Annotated in this window: 18 protein-coding genes and 1 tRNA gene; 6 read left to right on the forward strand and 13 right to left on the reverse strand. The window is 59.2% G+C overall.

Annotated elements, in window-relative coordinates; genetic code table 11:
* Positions 1–66: 66 nt before the first annotated feature.
* On the reverse strand, positions 67–1125 hold the full coding sequence (gene nadA, locus ACO77H_RS21350; protein WP_029300280.1) for a quinolinate synthase NadA: 1059 nt from the start codon (positions 1123–1125) through the stop codon (positions 67–69).
* 291 nt (positions 1126–1416) lie between these two features.
* On the opposite strand from nadA, the gene ACO77H_RS21355 reads away from it, so the two are divergent.
* The 3 genes from ACO77H_RS21355 to ACO77H_RS21365 all read left to right on the forward strand — a co-directional run bounded on the left by ACO77H_RS21355 (position 1417) and on the right by ACO77H_RS21365 (position 5372).
* On the forward strand, positions 1417–1941 hold the full coding sequence (locus ACO77H_RS21355; protein ID WP_170041902.1) for a sigma-70 family RNA polymerase sigma factor: 525 nt from the start codon (positions 1417–1419) through the stop codon (positions 1939–1941).
* 3 nt (positions 1942–1944) lie between these two features.
* On the forward strand, positions 1945–2913 hold the full coding sequence (locus tag ACO77H_RS21360; protein ID WP_170056858.1) for a FecR domain-containing protein: 969 nt from the start codon (positions 1945–1947) through the stop codon (positions 2911–2913).
* A gap of 89 nt (positions 2914–3002) precedes the next feature.
* Positions 3003–5372 carry a TonB-dependent siderophore receptor gene (locus tag ACO77H_RS21365; RefSeq protein ID WP_432754538.1) on the forward strand — a complete coding sequence of 790 codons (2370 nt, stop codon included), beginning with the start codon at positions 3003–3005 and terminating at the stop codon, positions 5370–5372.
* An 11-nt stretch (positions 5373–5383) separates the two neighbouring features.
* Here the strand turns inward: ACO77H_RS21365 and ACO77H_RS21370 are convergent, their stop codons facing one another.
* On the reverse strand, positions 5384–6274 hold the full coding sequence (locus ACO77H_RS21370; RefSeq protein ID WP_169954675.1) for a LysR family transcriptional regulator: 891 nt from the start codon (positions 6272–6274) through the stop codon (positions 5384–5386).
* Positions 6275–6382: 108 nt separating this feature from the next.
* Here ACO77H_RS21370 and lldD point away from each other — a divergent pair, with 108 nt between their 5' ends.
* Positions 6383–7525 carry an FMN-dependent L-lactate dehydrogenase LldD gene (gene lldD, locus ACO77H_RS21375; protein ID WP_169954674.1) on the forward strand — a complete coding sequence of 381 codons (1143 nt, stop codon included), beginning with the start codon at positions 6383–6385 and terminating at the stop codon, positions 7523–7525.
* Positions 7526–7535: 10 nt separating this feature from the next.
* On the opposite strand, the gene ACO77H_RS21380 is transcribed toward lldD, so the two are convergent.
* Entirely contained in the window at positions 7536–8228 is a 693-nt protein-coding gene (locus ACO77H_RS21380) for an RES family NAD+ phosphorylase (RefSeq protein WP_169954673.1), read from the reverse strand.
* Complete coding sequence (locus ACO77H_RS21385; protein WP_169954672.1) at positions 8222–8626, reverse strand: antitoxin Xre-like helix-turn-helix domain-containing protein; 405 nt, start codon at positions 8624–8626, stop codon at positions 8222–8224. The genes ACO77H_RS21380 and ACO77H_RS21385 overlap by 7 nt, the downstream gene beginning before the upstream one ends.
* Positions 8627–8827: 201 nt before the next feature.
* Between ACO77H_RS21385 and ACO77H_RS21390 the strand changes: the two genes are divergently transcribed.
* Together ACO77H_RS21390 and ACO77H_RS21395 are read left to right on the forward strand one after the other, a co-directional pair.
* A complete protein-coding gene (locus ACO77H_RS21390; protein WP_432754539.1) occupies positions 8828–9634 on the forward strand; it encodes a hypothetical protein in 807 nt (268 codons plus the stop codon).
* A gap of 207 nt (positions 9635–9841) precedes the next feature.
* Positions 9842–10165 (forward strand): hypothetical protein, encoded by a 324-nt coding sequence (locus ACO77H_RS21395; RefSeq protein WP_170056854.1) that lies wholly within the window; start codon positions 9842–9844, stop codon positions 10163–10165.
* Positions 10166–10482: 317 nt separating this feature from the next.
* Here ACO77H_RS21395 and ACO77H_RS21400 read toward each other — a convergent pair.
* From ACO77H_RS21400 to tolQ, 9 genes are all read right to left on the reverse strand, one after another.
* Positions 10483–10558 (reverse strand) — tRNA-Lys (locus tag ACO77H_RS21400).
* A gap of 63 nt (positions 10559–10621) precedes the next feature.
* Positions 10622–11311, reverse strand: coding sequence for a 7-cyano-7-deazaguanine synthase QueC (queC, locus tag ACO77H_RS21405; RefSeq protein ID WP_170056853.1), 690 nt, complete (start codon positions 11309–11311; stop codon positions 10622–10624).
* A 1-nt stretch (position 11312) separates the two neighbouring features.
* Positions 11313–11960: a 7-carboxy-7-deazaguanine synthase QueE gene (gene queE / locus ACO77H_RS21410; RefSeq protein ID WP_057441364.1), complete on the reverse strand. Its 648-nt coding sequence runs from the start codon at positions 11958–11960 to the stop codon at positions 11313–11315.
* 165 nt (positions 11961–12125) lie between these two features.
* Positions 12126–12950, reverse strand: coding sequence for a tol-pal system protein YbgF (ybgF, locus tag ACO77H_RS21415; RefSeq protein WP_432754540.1), 825 nt, complete (start codon positions 12948–12950; stop codon positions 12126–12128).
* Between the two features lie 6 nt (positions 12951–12956).
* On the reverse strand, positions 12957–13457 hold the full coding sequence (pal, locus tag ACO77H_RS21420; protein WP_029300299.1) for a peptidoglycan-associated lipoprotein Pal: 501 nt from the start codon (positions 13455–13457) through the stop codon (positions 12957–12959).
* Positions 13458–13512: 55 nt separating this feature from the next.
* Entirely contained in the window at positions 13513–14793 is a 1281-nt protein-coding gene (gene tolB, locus ACO77H_RS21425; protein WP_169851059.1) for a Tol-Pal system beta propeller repeat protein TolB, read from the reverse strand.
* A gap of 17 nt (positions 14794–14810) precedes the next feature.
* A complete protein-coding gene (gene tolA, locus ACO77H_RS21430) occupies positions 14811–15884 on the reverse strand; it encodes a cell envelope integrity protein TolA (protein WP_029300302.1) in 1074 nt (357 codons plus the stop codon).
* A complete protein-coding gene (gene tolR, locus ACO77H_RS21435; RefSeq protein WP_162473200.1) occupies positions 15884–16336 on the reverse strand; it encodes a protein TolR in 453 nt (150 codons plus the stop codon). Before tolR ends, tolA begins: the two co-directional genes overlap by 1 nt.
* Positions 16337–16359: 23 nt before the next feature.
* Positions 16360–17055 carry a protein TolQ gene (gene tolQ / locus ACO77H_RS21440; RefSeq protein ID WP_029300305.1) on the reverse strand — a complete coding sequence of 232 codons (696 nt, stop codon included), beginning with the start codon at positions 17053–17055 and terminating at the stop codon, positions 16360–16362.
* Position 17056: the final 1 nt, after the last annotated feature.

Consider the following 17056-nt stretch of genomic DNA (forward strand, 5'->3'; position numbering starts at 1 on the left):
CGCTATCGCGGCGATGCGGCGACCCGACAAGCCCGCTCCCACATTTTTTACTGCACCAACCGTGGATCAGGCGTTGCCCGCCAGCTTCAGGCGTGCCGCCTGGGTAAAGTCCAGCATGCGCTTGAGCGGGCGCACGGCATGGGGGATCAACGAGGGTTCGACAAAGATCTCGTTGCTGCCTTCACGCAGGCATTGCAACGTGCGCTCCAGGGTATTCATCGCCATCCACGGGCAGTGCGCGCAACTGCGGCACGCCGCGCCGTTACCGGCGGTTGGTGCTTCGACAAACACCTTGTCCGGGCACAGCTGCTGCATCTTGTAGAAAATGCCACGGTCGGTGGCGACGATAAACGTCTTGTTCGGCAAGCGCTGCGCCGCCGCGATCAACTGGCTGGTGGACCCCACGGCGTCGGCCAACTCGATGACCGAGGTCGGTGACTCCGGGTGCACCAGGATCGCGGCATCCGGGTACAGCGCCTTCATGTCTTCCAACTGCTTGGACTTGAACTCTTCGTGGACGATGCAGGCACCGTCCCACAGCAGCATGTCGGCACCGGTCTGGCGCTGGATATAGGTGCCCAGGTGCTTGTCCGGGCCCCAGATAATGGTCTCGCCGTTATCCATCAGGCTTTCGACGATTTCCAGGGCGCAACTGGAGGTCACCACCCAATCGGCACGGGCCTTGACCGCCGCCGACGTGTTGGCATACACCACCACGGTGCGCTCCGGATGCTGGTCGCAGAACGCCGAGAACTCTTCCACCGGGCAGCCAAGGTCCAGGGAGCATGTAGCTTCCAGGGTGGGCATCAGGATGCGTTTTTCAGGGGTGAGGATTTTCGCCGTCTCGCCCATGAAGCGCACGCCGGCGACCAGCACGGTCTTGGCCGGGTGGGCGGCGCCGAAGCGGGCCATCTCCAGGGAGTCGGAAACACAACCGCCGGTTTCTTCGGCCAGGGCCTGAATCACCGGGTCGCAGTAAAAGTGCGCCACCAGCACCGCGTCTTGAGCCTTTAGCTCGGCAGCAATGGCAGAACGTAAGCTTGCCTCTTGCTCGGCACTGAGCACCTTGGGTTGCTTGGCATCGAGGTGGGCTTGGACCAGAAGGCGTTCGGAAATTTGCGTCATGTTCGCAAGACCTGCAGGCGCAGTTGCGCGAAAGTCGAGTGTACCACCGGCTCTGGAGCCCTTCGGGCGCCGCCGGACGAAGTGATTGTGTTCATCAAGCACGGGTTAAAGTGAAGCTGCGCAAGGCTACAGAATATCGATTGGATTCAAAAGCCTAATCTGGGATTGGCGGTGCCATGGAAAAGACCCACTTGCGCCAGTTGTGAAGAAACCTCGACAAAGGGTAGCATTGAGAATAATTACCATTAGCTCATCCAGGCGCTGAACCTGATGACGGAGTGCGCTCGCGGCATGCCTCAATCTCCTGATCCTTCCGATGTCGGCTGGCTCTATCAAGAGCACCACGGCTGGGTGCGCGCCTGGCTGCACAAGAAACTGGGCAATACCAGCGACGCCGCCGAGTTGGCCCACGATGTGTTCGTGCGGCTGCTGGTCAAACCCAGAGCCTTCAATAGCGAGGGGCACGCACGGGCGTATCTGAGTGCGATTTCCCGACATGTGTGCGTAGACTTCTGGCGGCGCCAGCGGGTCGAGCGGGCCTGGCTGGAGGTATTGGCCAGCCGCCCCGAACACTGCATGCCGTCGGAAGAACACCGGGCCATGGTGCTGGAGGCCCTGCAGCAGGTGCAGGCAATGCTCGAGCGCCTGCCACGCAACGTCGCCCAGGCCTTTATGCTCGCGCAACTGCAAGGCCTGAGTTACCAGGCCATCGCCGATCAATTGGGCGTCAGCGCCCGCACCGTCACCCATTACATGTCCCAAGCCATGTTCCAGTGCCTGTTGCTGGAAGCGGAACTGGACGAGGCATTGAGCTGATCGATGCCGGCCCCCACACCTGACCATCAAACCCTGCAGGAAGCCGCCGACTGGTTCGCCCGTCTGAGCAGCGAGCCGCACAACCTGGCGCAGCAGCACGCCTGGCAGCAATGGCTCGACCGCAGTGACAGCCATCGCCAGGCCTGGCGCTATGTGGAACGGGTCAGTCAGCGCTTCGCCCCGTTGCAGGACGACAGGGAGACGGCCAGCCGCACATTGCAGGCCCTGCATCACACCCCCACTTCGCGACGCCAGGTGCTGCGAACCCTGTCGGTCATCAGCGGCGGGCTGTTGCTGGGTGGGCTTGCCTGGCGCCACGCGGCACTGACCGAACAGCTCCTGGCCTGGCAGGCAGGTTATCGCACAAGCACCGGGGAAATCCTCGAACGGACCCTGGCCGACGGCTCGCGTATCTGGCTCAACAGCGCCACCGCGCTGGATGTTGCGCTAAGCACCTCACAACGCAGCCTGCGCTTGTACGAAGGTGAAGTCCTGATCGCGACCGGAAGCGACCCGCGCCCGTTTATCGTGCACACCGCCCAAGGCAGCCTGTCCCCCCTGGGTACCAGGTTCAGTGTGCGCGAACGGGCTGCGCGGACCCAGCTCAATGTCTATGAGGGGGCGGTGCAGGTTCGTTGCGCCGCAAGCCATCACACCCGCGTGGCCAAGGCCGGCCAAGGGCTGTCATTCGACAGCCACGGCACCACGCCTCCCGAGCCTGCGCAACCCGGGCGCGAGTCATGGAGCAAAGGGATCCTGCTGGCGCAAGACATGCCCTTGCCACAGTTTATCGAGGAGCTGGCCGACTACCGTCGCGGGCACCTGGGGCTCGACCCTGGCCTCGCACACCTGCGAGTCATGGGCACGTTCCCGTTGCACGATACCGATCAGGTCCTGGCCATGCTTGAAGGCGTATTGCCGATTCGCATGGAGCAGACGTTTCCTGGCTGGACCACCGTGAAGCCGCGCTAGATATTTTTATACCGGCACTTCCTGATTTTCATTCTCATTCGATTTAGCTAGTGACGATGGCTTGATGCCACCCCCAAAAGGATCCCAAGATGTCACTACGCCCCCATTCCCCGCTGCACGTATTGGCCTATTCGGTGGCTATCACCCTGAGCAGCCTCAGCCCTGCCGCCTGGGCCGAAGACCAGCATTACCAGATTGCCGCCGGGCCACTGGCCAGCCAACTGAACCTGCTCTCGGCCCAGGCCGGGATTTACCTTGCGGGAGATGCCACCCTTACCAACGGCAAAACCAGCCAGGCCATCAACGGTACATTTTCCGTCGACCAGGCATTGCAATTGCTGCTGGCCGACACCGGCCTGATCGCCGTGCCCGTAGGCGAAGGTCGTTATCAGTTACAGGCGGCCCCAACCTCCTCCTCCGCCCTGGAGTTGAGTAGCACCACCATTTCCGGCAAGGCGCCGGGGTCCACCAGTGAAGGTAATGGCTCCTACACCGCCTACTCCTCCAGCAGTTCTACGCGGCTCAACCTGACCCAGAAAGAAACCCCACAGTCGGTCACGGTGATCACCCGCCAACGCCTGGACGATCAGAAACTCAACAGCCTCACCGATGTACTTGAAGCCAGCCCCGGGATCGCCGTGACCCGCGCCGGCCTGGGGACCGAGAATGACAGCTACTGGTCCCGTGGTTTCCAGATCCAGAACTTCGAGATCGACGGCGTCCCCACCTCGACCCGCATGGACAACTACACCCAGAGCACGGCCATGTACGACCGCGTGGAAATCGTGCGCGGCGCCACCGGTCTGATCAGCGGCATGGGCAACCCCTCGGCGACCATCAACCTGATTCGCAAACGCCCCACGGCCCAAGCCCAGGCGAGCATCACCGCCGAAGCCGGTAGCTGGGACCGCTATGGCACCGGTGTCGATGTCTCCGGGCCACTGACCGAGACCGGCAACATCCGCGGGCGCCTGGTGCTGGACTACAAGACCGAGCAGGCCTGGGTCGATCGCTTCAAGCAGGATTCACAACTGATCTACGGCATCACCGAGTTCGACCTCAGCGACGCCACTCTGCTGACTGCCGGCTTCAGCTACCAGAAGACCCAGGTGGATGCGCCCCTGCGCGGCGGCTACCAGACGCTTTTCAGCGATGGCCAGAAAACCCACATGAAGCGCTCCCTCAACAGTGCGCCGAACTGGTCGTATAACGACCATGACCAGACCAACTACTTCACTTCCATCGAACACCAGTTCGATAACGGCTGGAGCGGCAAGATCGAATACGGTCACACCGAGAACAAGTTCGACGAGTTCTTTTCGTTCACCATCGGCAGTCTCGACCAGGCCACCGGCTCCGGCGCCTCGTTGTTGCCGGTGCGCTGGTCAGGCACGCCGCGCCAGGACAGCCTCGACGCCTACTTCACCGGGCCGTTTTCCGCGTTCGGTCGCGAACATGAGCTGATCACCGGCATCACTGCCACCGATTACGAGGAACACACCCCCAACTACAACGACTGGCTGTGGGACTACGGCTTCAAGGTGCCGGACTACCGCACCTGGAACGGTGACTCGCCCAAGCCCGCTACGCCAGTGGTGGGTAAAGGCAGCATCCGCGAGAAACAATACGCCGCCTACCTCACGTCGCGCCTACACCTGACCGACGACTTGAGCCTGATCCTCGGCGGGCGGCTGACCGACTGGAAGCGCGATACCAACACCCTGCTGTATGGCGCCGGAACCAGTTCGGTCAAGGAACGGGAAACCGGCGTGTTCATTCCGTACACCGGGGTGGTCTACGACCTGGACCACAACTGGTCGCTGTATGCCAGCTACACCAAGATCTTCAACCCGCAAGCCTCCTACGTGCGCGACATCAACCGCGGCGCGCTGCCACCCCTGGAGGGCAAGGGTTATGAAGTCGGGATCAAGGGCAGTTTCTACGATGAGCAACTGAACGCCAGCCTGGCGCTATTTCGGCTTGAGCAAGACAACCTGGCGGTGTGGCAGTCCGACACCCAGGCCTATCGCATCGAACAAAGCGCCAAGACCCAAGGCGTCGAACTGGAAATGAACGGCGAGCTGGGCGAAGGCTGGCAGGCGTCGGCCGGCTATGCCTACAGCGTCACCACCGATGCCGATGACAAGCGCATCGTCACCGCGCTGCCGCGCCATATGCTCAAGACCTTCACCTCCTATCGCCTGCCAGGCATGCTCGACAAAGTCACTGTTGGCGGTGGCGTGAACTGGCAGACCAAGACCGGTGAGGACTTGCACTATTACCACCAGGGCAGCTATGCCATCGCCAACCTGATGGCCCGCTACGATATCTCGAAAAACCTCAGTGCCACGGTCAACCTCAACAACGTCTTTGACCGCGAGTACTACGCCCGGGTGTACTCAGAAGGGGTGTATGGCGCGCCGCGCAACTTCATGACCAGCCTCAAGTACAACTTCTGAAGCAGGCTGTGCTAGCGCGCGGGAACGTTACCCATCTCGGTCGCCAGGTCCAGCCAGGCCCGCGCTGCAGGCGGCAAGTGAGCATTACGCCGCCAGGTCAGGGCGATATGCCAGTCGGTCTGGGGCTCATCCAGGGATATCAGGGCAATGCCGGCATGCAGGTGCTTGTAGGCCAGCATGCGCGGCAGGAAGGCGACTCCCAGGCCCGCGCCGACCAGGTCGACGATAAAGTCGATCTGGGCACTGCGCACCGAAACCTTCGGCGATACGCCCCGCCGCTCGCAGGCGGAAAGGATGATGCGGTTCAGGGCAAATCCAGCTTCGAACAGTATGAACGGCGAGTCGGACAAGTCGGAAAAATCCACACTGTCGCGCCCGGCCAATGGATGGCTGCTGGGCAGGACCACCATCAATGGCTCGACGCGCACGTCCTGATACTCAAACTCGCCCTCCACCGGCACCAGTAGCGCGGCTACATCCACCTCCCCCGCTTGCAGGCACTCAGCCAGCTTCTTGCTGCCATGCTCGATCAGCTCGATCTCGATCTGCGGATAACGCTGGCGGTACACCGCAAACATCGCCGCAAACAGTTCACCACTGCCCACCGGCGGCAAGCCAATACGCAGCACGCCGCGCTTGAGCCCCAGCAGGTCATTGATCTCGGCCACCAGGTCACTGCGCTCGGCAAGCAACACCAGAGCGCGACGGTAGGCAATTTCTCCGGCGGCTGTCAGTTCGTTCTTGTGGCCGATGCGGCTGAACAACGGTGTGCCTAACTCCTCTTCCAGGGTCTTGACCGCTTTGCTGACACTCGATTGCGTGAGCGAAACCATCTCGGCCGCTTGTGAGAAACTGCCTTGGCGCACCACTTCGACAAAGGCTCGCAGCGTTCGCAGATTCATGACTATTCCATTTGCGACTTGAATGAAGTTGGAAAAGTTGTTTTTACCATGAAAAGCCTTTGACTATCCTCCACCCACCGTTTTCTTTATTCCGGGGCCTCACTGTTCATGATCATTTCGTCTGCATCGGATTACCGCGAAGCCGCACGTCGCAAACTGCCGCGTTTCCTGTTCGACTACATTGACGGTGGCGCGTACGCCGAGCACACCCTCAAGGCCAACAGTTCGGACCTGGCAGACATCAGCCTGCGCCAGCGCGTCCTGCGCAACGTCGAGAGCCTGAGCCTGGAAACCACCCTGTTCGACCAACCGCTGGCGATGCCGGTGGTCATGAGCCCGGTGGGCCTGACCGGCATGTTTGCCCGGCGCGGGGAAGTGCAGGTGGCCAATGCGGCGGCCAATAAAGGCATTCCTTTTTGCCTGTCGACCGTGTCGGTGTGCCCTATCGAGGAAGTAGCGTCGCAGACTGCGCAGTCGATCTGGTTTCAACTGTATGTGTTGAAAGACCGTGGCTTCATGAAAAACGCCCTGGAGCGTGCGCAAGCCGCCGGGGTGAAAACCCTGGTGTTCACCGTCGACATGCCCACCCCCGGCGCCCGCTACCGCGATGCCCACTCCGGCATGTCCGGCCCGTACGCCGCCCAGCGACGCATGTTGCAGGCAGTGACCAAACCGGCCTGGGCGTTTGATGTGGGGCTGATGGGGCGCCCGCACGACCTGGGCAACATCTCCAAATACCTCGGCAAGCCGACCCACCTTGAAGACTACATCGGCTGGCTGGCCACCAACTTCGACCCCTCCATCAGTTGGAAAGACCTGGAGTGGATCCGCGAATTCTGGAAAGGCCCGATGATCATCAAGGGCATCCTCGACCCACAGGACGCCAAGGATGCGGTGAGCTTCGGTGCCGACGGCATCGTCGTGTCCAACCACGGTGGCCGCCAGCTCGATGGCGTGCTGTCCACCGCCAAGGCCCTGCCCGAGATCGCCCAGGCGGTCGGCAGCGACCTTACGGTACTGGTGGACTCCGGGGTGCGTTCGGGGCTGGACGTGGTGCGCATGCTCGCCCTCGGCGCCCGTGGCGTATTGCTGGGACGAGCGCCTGCCTACGCTTTGGCCGCGGATGGCCAGCGTGGTGTAGAGAATTTGCTGGAGATCTTTGCCAAGGAAATGCGCGTGGCCATGACCCTGACCGGGGTTACGTCGATTGCGCAGATCGATGAGTCAATCCTGGTGCGCGGGCAGATTTGACCCGCCAGCGTCAGGCTTCGCTGATCTTGCTGACACTGGTGATCTGCCCATTCCAGACCATCTCGTAATGGGCGGCCTGGACAATCGACGACACCGGCCTGGGCGTCAGCAACGCCCAGCAGTGATCGCCTTCTGAGCGCACCGACAGGTAACGCAGGCCGGGACAACCGGCCTTCTTCAGCGCGCCGCCCAAGCGCTGGGCGTGGCTGTAGTCGTCAGGGTCGTAGATCGGATCGCTCATCGGCACCGACACCGCATCCTTCATCGAGTCACCAGCAAAGCTGCACGACAACCCGCGAAAGACAAAGCGCTCATAGTTAAGGCCGTGGACCCCGGACCAATACTGGTTCTGGTGATGACGCACCTCTGCCAGCGCCGTTTCGATGGTGGCCGCCAGGTACAGCACGCCAAAATCCCCAGCGCTGAAACGCGATCCGGCCGGATTGACGTGGGTGAACGGCGCAATCGCGTAGGAGCATCCCACAATCCCGAAGGGGATTTCCCTACGGGGTATCAGCTCGATACGACCCAGCTCATTGCCCAGCCGCGGGTTGGTCAGGGCCTGGATCTGATAAAGCGCCTCAAATTCGTCGGCATCCGCCACATCGTCAAACAACGCAATCGGCGGGAATTTGGAATTGACCAGGCGATAGGCCTGCAACGGCCCGCTGGGCAAATCGCCCAACTGGCTCACCGTCACCATTGCGCACCGCGCAGCACATCGATCCGGCGGAAGGTTTCGTACAGGGAAATCATGTCGCCCTGGGCCATGATCTCCAGGGGTGAGCGCCCGTTGAAGAAGCTGTTGTGGTTGGCCATTGCAGGGAAGCCGTACACATTCTCGGGGTTATCGAACACCATGCGCAGCGTGGCATGGATGTTCAGCACAAAGCTGATGCGCTGCATCTGGTCGGAATCCAGGCTCACGGACCACGCGGCCTCGCGCTGCCGGGCACGGGTGTAAGTGCTGCGCGAAATACGCAGGATGCGGCAGGCCTGGTCGCTGCTGGCCTGCCATTTTTCCAGGATGCTCACGGCCGCCCGGAGTCCGGCGACACATTGCTGGCGGGTAAACGGCTGTGCTTGCAGGGCTAGGCTCATGGTTGCCATCTCAGAATAAATCTACAGACTCAAATATAGACAAATAGAATCTGTAGAGCAAATCCGTGCGACATCAGCCGTTACAACCAAAGGGCACAGTGCCAGAGTCGAATTATTTCGAATCGCACTTTACCGTTTGATGGGTGAGAATAGTTCCCGTCTACCTCTTCCCGTGTCTATTTGTATATGAGCCCCCAAGAAATGGAATTCAACGCGCCTTCTCCCTCCCGCTGGCTACTGGCCTTGTTCGGTGCGAGCCTGCTGTCACTGGCCGGTTGCCAGAGCCAAACGCCAGAGCAGGCGGCGGCCTCGGCGGCGGCACAGGTGCAACAAAAGGACGAAAAATTCATCCATACCTTCACCACGATACTGCGCAGCTACGCCCTGGCCGCCAATGAAGACGAGCTGACGGGGGTGATGAACATGATCATGACCGTCGACGCGCAGAACCACGTCGTGGACTGTTCGGCCAAACGCGGGACCCTGCTGCCCAACGAGGGCCAGAACAACCTGCGCCAGGCCAAGCTGGCCAAACTGGTGACTGAACTGTGCTGGACCACCCTCTTTCCCGAGGTCTCGCCCAAGGTCTTCGCCAACGCCAAGGACACCCAGGTGATTGTCGCGCCCATGGTGTTCACCCCTCTGATGGGGCTTTCGGATGAACAGCAACAACTGCAGGAAACACGAATCGACCTGTATAGGCAGATACGTTTTTTCCGTGAACAGCTGTTTGTCGGGCATGACATCCAGAGTATTGGCGTCGCCAGCTTCCACCTCATCGCCGATGCGCAAGGCAAAGTGAATGAGTGCATGGTCAACCTGAATCAGAGCCCGTACCGCTCACAGGGCTTCAAGGTAGATAGCGCGTTGCAGCAACGCCTTGTCACGCAGTGCAAACTGCTGGACCTGCGAAAGATGCCGGGGTTTGCCAACTACCCCAAGGGCCTGCCCATGGGGTATGTGCAGGTGGACTACAGCCCGTGGATGAATGGGCATAAGCAGCCTTGAGCCTAACGCTGGTGCGGGGCTCTCGGGGTTTCACATCAGCAAGCCCAAACACCTCCCACGAACTTATAACGTCACACAACATTATTCATAACAATTATAAAAAACATCAAACATCTCATGAAACCTGTCAACTATGACAGTAGACACATCCCAAAAACCCAGAGCATAGTTTCATGTGGGGAAACGCACATCTAGAGGAATCATAAAATGAAAAGCTCAATCATTGGATTTCTTCTAGCATTTGCAGTTCTGCTTCAAATGCAAGCAGCCAATGCTGAAGACAACAACACATGTAAAAATGCCTGGCAGAGTAGCCCTGCCTATCAGTCCTGCAGCAAGGGAGACACTGTGCCGGTGGGAAACGCCGGCGTCATTCAAGTAGTGCGACTCAACGCCGAGGGCGCTTGCTGGATTACCGCAAGCTGTCGTATGGCCAACGGTGGAGATTTCATAACCTCCTTCAATGGCCCCGCAGCGGAGGTAAAAACCATAAATAACTGTAATGGAACTTTAAAGGCGTCGTCATGCTAGTTGTCTAGTGACGCGGTATTAAAATGCGACATCAATTCTGATCTTGCACACCTGCCAAGTAAGTACAACTGCACAGTTTACTTACTTGGCATAACCTCTACTGTTCTGAAAAAGCGGACCCGGCTGGGTTTACCTGGCGACAGCTACAAATAATGGCTTGGGTGTTGTATCCGCAGTCGAAGACGGTGCTGCTAGTCGATGCGAATGTCGTGTCACCCTTCAGGCGAGCCATCGAGCCCGCGCTTTTGTCCCAGGCAAAAAAAAACCCGGAAATCCTCACTTGCGTGGGCCTTCCGGATTTTCTAAACCGCCAAAAATGGTGGGTCGTGTGGGATTCGAACCTACGACCAATTGGTTAAAAGCCAACTGCTCTACCAACTGAGCTAACGACCCGCTGTGTGGTGGCGCGTATAATACTGATTTCTAAGGATTATTCAACACCTTATTTTAAATAAATCAGAAATAACGCGTCGGGTCAGTAATTCCGGCCGCTTGGAAGCCTTCGGCGCGCAGGCGGCAGCTGTCACATTTCCTACAAGCACGACCGTCATTGTCCGCCTGGTAGCAGGAAACAGTCAGCGAGTAGTCGACACCAAGCCCTACACCCGCCTTGACGATCTGCGCCTTGCTCAGGTTTTGCAGTGGCGCCTGGATACGGAAGCCATGCCCTTCTACGCCAGCCTTGGTCGCCAGGTTGGCCATGCGCTCGAACGACTCGACGAACTCTGGGCGACAGTCCGGGTAGCCGGAGTAATCCACCGCGTTGACGCCGATAAAGATGTCGCGGGCGTTAAGCACCTCTGCCCAGCCCAGGGCCAGCGACAGGAACACGGTGTTACGGGCCGGCACGTAGGTGACCGGGATGCCCTCAGTGGGCGCCTCAGGCACGTCAATGGAGCTGTCGGTCAGGGCCGAGCCGCCAATGCCATTGAGGTTCAAGCCGATCACCTTGTGCTCCACCACGCCGAGGTCGTGGGCGACACGGGCGGCGGCGTGCAACTCGGCATGGGAGCGCTGGCCATAGTCGAAGCTCATGGTGTAGCAGCTATAGCCCTCGGCACGCGCCATCGCCACCACGGTCGCGGAGTCGAGGCCGCCAGATAGCAGGATTACGGCACGTTTTTGATCAGTCGTTTGTTCAGTCATTTCAGCGTCCTGGCTCGTCGTTCCAAAGGTATTTATGCAGCTGCAATTGCAGGCGCACCGGCAGATTGTCCGCGACCACCCAATCTGCGAGGTCACGAGCGTTCAAGTCATGGTGGCTTGGAGAGAACAGCACCTCGCCGGCGCGTCGGTCCAGGCCGTACTGGATCAACTTGGAGTTGGCCCAGTCATAGTCGTCCCGCGAGCAAATGACAAACTTGACCTGGTCGTTGGCGGTCAGCAGCTCGATATTCTCATAACGGTTCCGATGCGCTTCTTTGGAGTCCGGGGTCTTCAAGTCAACCACGCGGCTGACGCGCGGATCGACCGCGGAAATATCCAGGGCGCCACTGGTTTCCAGCGACACCTCGTAACCGGCGTCACACAGCTGCTTGAGCAAAGGAATGGCATTGGGCTGGGCCAGCGGCTCGCCGCCTGTTACACAGACGTAGCGCGGCCGGAAGCCTGCAACCTGCTCCAGGATGTCGTCGAGGGTACGAATGGTGCCGCCGCTGAAGGCGTAGGCGCTGTCACAGTACTGGCAGCGCAACGGGCAGCCGGTGAGGCGCACAAATACTGTGGGCAGGCCGGCAGTGCGCGTTTCACCCTGTAACGAGTAAAAAACTTCGGTGATGCGTAATGTGTCTTGCATAGTCGCCACGGGCGTAACAGCTAAACAGGCTGTCCGCCTCCGTCAGGCACTTCATGGGATCCCGGCAAAGCGTGAACCCCAGAAAGCGTATTTCATAAAAGGGCGTGGATTCTAACGAAAAAACCCGCGACAGGCGCGGGTTTCTTCCAAGCGGGACAGCAATGCTTACAAGCGTTGCAAATCACGCTGAGCCAACTGGGCGGCAGAGGTACCCGGATATTGGGCCACTACCTGCTGAAGAATGCCTTTGACCTTGTCGGTATGACCCAGGCGGCGCTCTACATCAGCCAGTTTGTACAGCGAATCAGGCACCTTGGCGTGCTTGGGGTAAAGCTGGCTGACCTTGGCAAACGCCTGGCCTGCACCCTGCAAATCACCCTTGGCCAGGTTGACCTCACCCAACCAATACTGGGCATTACCCGCGTACTGGCTGTTTGGATAACGACCCAGGAAAGCGGTGAACGCCTTGCTGGCCTTGTCGAAATCCTTGGCCTTGATCAGGTCGAAGGCTGCGTCGTAATACAGCTTTTCCTTCGCCGGATCAGCTGGTTCGCTGCTGGCGGCAGGGGCCTGAGTGGCGCCTGCGGCTGCACCACCGGCGGCGCTTGCGGCGCCACCGGCAGAAGAATTATCAGGAGTAGCGGCTGGTGTAGTGCCGGCTCCTATACGTCGGTCAAGATCCTGGTAACGCTCCAGGCCTTCCTGCTTGAGCTGACGCACTTCATTTTGCAGAACTTCAATGGTGCCTTGTTGCTGCGCCAATTGATCCTGCATGCGTTGCAGTTGGTTGAACAGTTCGCCCTGTGCCGAAGGAGCGGCCGTGGCCGCTCCCCCCGCATAGGCGCCGTTCGTGCCATAACCTGCAGGTGGATAGCTGCTCCCACTATTGTTATAGCCAGAGTTGCTATCTTCCACGGGAACCGCAGCCCACACCGCAAGCGGTGCAAGGCTGAGAGCCAATACGGTTACAACACGACGGCACGTTCGCATGACGAATTACTTACGCAGTTCGACGCGACGGTTTTGAGCCCAGGATTGCTCGTCGTTGCCGGTAGCAACTGGACGCTCTTCACCGTAGGAAACCAGTTCCAGCTGAGCTGGGGAAACACCTTGCAGTACCAGGTAGCGCTGAACGGCTTTCGCACGACGCTCGCCCAGTGCCATGTTGTACTCACGAGTACCACGTTCGTCGGTGTTGCCTTCCAGAACAACGCGAGCGCCGTTACCTTTCAGGTCTTTCGCGTGAACGTCCAGAGCGCGCATGGCTTCTGGCTTCAGGTCCGAACTGTCGTATTCGAAGTAGAAAGTGGTGATCGCGCGCAGAGCAGCTTCTTCGCTCAGGGAGCCGTCAACTGCACCAGTGTTGGCGCCGTAACCAGCGTTTGGATCAACAGCTGCGCCTTCACCGGCATTGTCGCCGCCTTTAGACGAGCAACCAACGGCTACGGACAGAGCCAGAGCCAGAGCAGCAAACTTACCAAACTTCAGCATTTCCATCGTGAAACTCCTAATGAACCCCAGTGTGTTAAGTACTTCTTTTTGTAGCGCCGCGTCAGTTCAGGTAAGGGGACCAGGACGGTTCTCTGACTTCGCCTTGTGCGGTAGGAAGCGGGAGCCTTACGCGTCCATTAATGGACACGAGCATCAAGACTCCCCGGCCCTGCTGGCGGGTGGCGTAGATTACCATGGTGCCGTTGGGCGCAACAGTAGGCGACTCATCAAGAGTGCTATCTGTGAGGATTTTTACGCTTCCGCGCTGCAAATCCTGGGCCGCCACCTTGAAATTAGTGAAACCATCCTGGCGATGGATCATTACCAGGGTCTTTTCATCCGCCGAAAGCTTCGGATTGGCGTTGTAGTTACCAATAAAGGTCACACGCTCCGCACCACCACCGCCAACGCTGCTCTTGTAGATCTGCGGTTTGCCGCCACGGTCTGACGTGAAGTAGATGGTCGAACCATCCTTGCCCCAGAACGGCTCGGTGTTGATACCAGGGCCGGAAGTGACACGGGTGATCTGGCGCGAACCGAGGTTCATCACGTAGATATCCGGGTTACCGTCCTTGGACAGTACGAATGCCAGGCGATTGCCATCCGGCGACCAGGCTGGGGCACCGTTCAGGCCTTCAAAGTTGGTGATCTGCTCACGGCGACCGGTGTCGATGTGCTGGACGAAGATGCGCGGACGCTTCTGCTCGAACGACACGTAGGCAATACGCTTGCCATCTGGCGCAAAACGCGGCGACAGGATCGGCTCGCGCGATTGCAACAGGGTCACTGCACGGGCACCGTCGTAGTCCGAACGTTGCAGGGTGTAGCGGGTGTTGTTCACCGAGAAACGCTCAGCCGTCACGTACAACATGCGGGTAGAGAACGCACCCTTGATACCCACCAGTTTCTCGAACGACTGGTCGGCAATGTAGTGCGCCATGTCCCGCAGTTGGTCAACGCTGCCCGACACGCTACCGGTCAGCACTTGCTGCTCGGTGGCCACGTTGAACAGAGCGTATTGCACCTGCAAGCGACCGCCTGCTGGAACGATGCTACCTACCATCAGGTACTGGGCGCCCAGGGCTTTCCAGTCACGGTAGATCACTTCGCTGCCTTGGGTCGGCTGGCTGATCATGTTCTGTTTCGGAATTGGCGCGTAGTAACCCGAGTTGCGCAGGTCATTACCAATGATTTCCGCCATATCGTCCGGCAGAACGCTGCCGCCCTGCCAGCCAAACGGTACAACCGCAATCGGGGTGGCCCGATCGCTACCGCTGGTTACCAGGATGTTCTTTTCATCCGCCGCCGCTATCCCTGCCATACAGCAAATAACGACAAGCATTCCTCGAAGAAGGTTTCTCACAAGGCTAGATCCTCAGGTGTGAATGTCATCTTGAATGAACGATAGGGAGCGAAGTCGCTTGGTTTCATTCCCTGCATCTCGGTCAACCGGCCAATATTCTTGACCGCTGCAACCGCTGAACTGTCGAACGAACCGTCGCCACTGGACTTGGCCACGCTGACCGAAGTCACCGTACCGTCTGGCAACATGCCGATCTGCAGCACGACTGTCATGCCTTTGCGTGCCGAAGGTGGACGTGTCCAGCCTTCTGCTGCGCGAGCGCGAATCAGATCGTCGAAACTGCCCGCGACTTCGTCACCACGTTCATCGGCCAAGGCCTGCTGACGTTGCGGCGTGTCGGAAAGCAAATCTGCCAAGGCCTGGGCCTTTTTATCTTCGGCGGATTTACGTGCTGCTTCCTGGGCCTTTTTCTTGGAGGCGTCGGCGGCAGCTTTCTTCTTCGCATCATCGGCGATTTTCTTCTTCGCCTCGTCTGCTTCAGCTTTTTTCTTGGCGTCTTCGGCGGCTTTCTTCTTCGCGTCTTCGACTATCTTTTTCTTGGCTTCTTCAGCGGCCTTTTTCTTGGCCTCTTCTTCAGCCGCTTTCTTGGCTTCTTCTTCAGATTTCTTCTTGGCTATATCAGCCAGTTGTTTCTCTTCGGCTTTTTTGGCTTCGGCAGCTTTCTCGGCTTTCTTGGCTTCATCAGCCTTTTTCGCCTCGTCGGCCTTCTTCGCTTCGTCAGCCTTTTTCGATTCTTCGGCCTTTTGAGCCGCCTCGTCTTTCTTTTGTTCCGCAGCAGCCTTCACCGCTTCCTGCTCGACCTTCTTCTGTTCCATCTGTTCGACTTCAGTCTGGCGCGCAGCCGACTTCTGGGCCTCACCGGCAATCTTCTGATTGGTCTGGGTGGTGGCCTGACTTTTCGATTTCAGCTGATACAGGGTCGCCTGCACGATCGGCTTGGCTGGCGGCAGCTCCGGGGTCATGGCAAAGCTGACAAACAGCATGCCAAACACCAGAACGTGCAGGGCAATCGCCCAGACGCTAGGCCAGAAGAAGCTTTCCGAGGCGGACGGCTCTCGCTGTTGCTGCATCAGGGCGCCTCGGTAATCAAGCCAACATTACCGACCCCGGCCTTCTGCAGCCCGCCCATGGCGCCCATGACGGAGCCGTAGTCGACCGACTTGTCACCGCGGATGAACACCTGGGTGTGCTTGCCGCCTTCATTGCCGGCGCGGATGATTTTGGTCACGGCGTCGGTCATCTGCGGCAAGGTCATGGCCTTGTCCTGTTGCTTCTGGGTGTCGACTTCGCTGCCAAGGTTCCAGTAATAGGTCTTGTCAGCCTTGATCGAAATGGTCAGGACCTGGGTGTTGTTGTCCTGCGGCAAGGCTTCGCTGGAAACCTTGGGCAGATCAACCTTCACCCCCTGATTGAGCATCGGCGCGGTCACCATGAAGATCACCAGCAGCACCAGCATCACGTCGATGTAAGGCACTACGTTCATCTCGGCGACCGGCTTGCGCTTTTTGCGAGCTCGAGCGATTAAAGCCATTGGGAATTACCTGCTTATTCTTCGCTGGTGTGCACTTTACGGTGCAGGATCGCCTGGAATTCATCGGCGAAGGTGTAGTAACGGCCAATCAGGGTTTCGCTGGTGGCGGCGAAACGGTTGTAGGCAATTACTGCGGGGATTGCAGCGAACAAGCCGATGGCAGTGGCGATCAGCGCTTCGGCGATACCCGGGGCCACGGTGGCCAGGGTCGCTTGCTGGGCCGTTGCCAGGCCACGGAAGGAGTTCATGATGCCCCATACGGTGCCGAACAGGCCGATATACGGGCTGACCGAACCGACGGTGGCCAGGAACGGCAGGCTCTGCTCGAGCTTTTCTTCCTCACGGGAGATCGCTACGCGCATCGCACGGGCCACGCCTTCCATGACCGCTTCCGGGTCGACGCCGGACTGCTGGCGCAGGCGGGAAAATTCCTTGAAGCCGGCGCGAAAGATCTGCTCGACGCCCGAGTCCGGGTCCGGGTTGCTGCCCGCCTGGCGATACAGCTTGGACAGGTCGATACCCGACCAGAAGCGCTCTTCGAAGCTCTCCAGGGCGCGTCGACCGGCGCGCAGCAGGTTGCTGCGCTGGAAAATCATGACCCATGAGGTAACCGATGCGGCTACCAGGGTCAGCATGACCAGTTGAACCACGACACTGGCATTGCTGACCAGGCTCCACATGGAGGAATGGTCGACGACGGTAGGTTCCACG

It is taken from the genome of Pseudomonas sp. WMBT8 (assembly GCF_050916005.1).
GTDB lineage: Bacteria > Pseudomonadota > Gammaproteobacteria > Pseudomonadales > Pseudomonadaceae > Aquipseudomonas.

What these genes read in the sequence shown, in the direction of transcription:
- nadA (WP_029300280.1), bottom strand. Translation starts at nt 1,125, where the DNA reads ATGACGCAAATTTCCGAACGCCTTCTGGTCCAAGCCCACCTCGATGCC.
- ACO77H_RS21355 (WP_170041902.1), top strand. Translation starts at nt 1,417, where the DNA reads ATGCCTCAATCTCCTGATCCTTCCGATGTCGGCTGGCTCTATCAAGAG.
- ACO77H_RS21360 (WP_170056858.1), top strand. Translation starts at nt 1,945, where the DNA reads ATGCCGGCCCCCACACCTGACCATCAAACCCTGCAGGAAGCCGCCGAC.
- ACO77H_RS21365 (WP_432754538.1), top strand. Translation starts at nt 3,003, where the DNA reads ATGTCACTACGCCCCCATTCCCCGCTGCACGTATTGGCCTATTCGGTG.
- ACO77H_RS21370 (WP_169954675.1), bottom strand. Translation starts at nt 6,274, where the DNA reads ATGAATCTGCGAACGCTGCGAGCCTTTGTCGAAGTGGTGCGCCAAGGC.
- lldD (WP_169954674.1), top strand. Translation starts at nt 6,383, where the DNA reads ATGATCATTTCGTCTGCATCGGATTACCGCGAAGCCGCACGTCGCAAA.
- ACO77H_RS21380 (WP_169954673.1), bottom strand. Translation starts at nt 8,228, where the DNA reads ATGGTGACGGTGAGCCAGTTGGGCGATTTGCCCAGCGGGCCGTTGCAG.
- ACO77H_RS21385 (WP_169954672.1), bottom strand. Translation starts at nt 8,626, where the DNA reads ATGAGCCTAGCCCTGCAAGCACAGCCGTTTACCCGCCAGCAATGTGTC.
- ACO77H_RS21390 (WP_432754539.1), top strand. Translation starts at nt 8,828, where the DNA reads ATGGAATTCAACGCGCCTTCTCCCTCCCGCTGGCTACTGGCCTTGTTC.
- ACO77H_RS21395 (WP_170056854.1), top strand. Translation starts at nt 9,842, where the DNA reads ATGAAAAGCTCAATCATTGGATTTCTTCTAGCATTTGCAGTTCTGCTT.
- queC (WP_170056853.1), bottom strand. Translation starts at nt 11,311, where the DNA reads ATGACTGAACAAACGACTGATCAAAAACGTGCCGTAATCCTGCTATCT.
- queE (WP_057441364.1), bottom strand. Translation starts at nt 11,960, where the DNA reads ATGCAAGACACATTACGCATCACCGAAGTTTTTTACTCGTTACAGGGT.
- ybgF (WP_432754540.1), bottom strand. Translation starts at nt 12,950, where the DNA reads ATGCGAACGTGCCGTCGTGTTGTAACCGTATTGGCTCTCAGCCTTGCA.
- pal (WP_029300299.1), bottom strand. Translation starts at nt 13,457, where the DNA reads ATGGAAATGCTGAAGTTTGGTAAGTTTGCTGCTCTGGCTCTGGCTCTG.
- tolB (WP_169851059.1), bottom strand. Translation starts at nt 14,793, where the DNA reads ATGCTTGTCGTTATTTGCTGTATGGCAGGGATAGCGGCGGCGGATGAA.
- tolA (WP_029300302.1), bottom strand. Translation starts at nt 15,884, where the DNA reads ATGCAGCAACAGCGAGAGCCGTCCGCCTCGGAAAGCTTCTTCTGGCCT.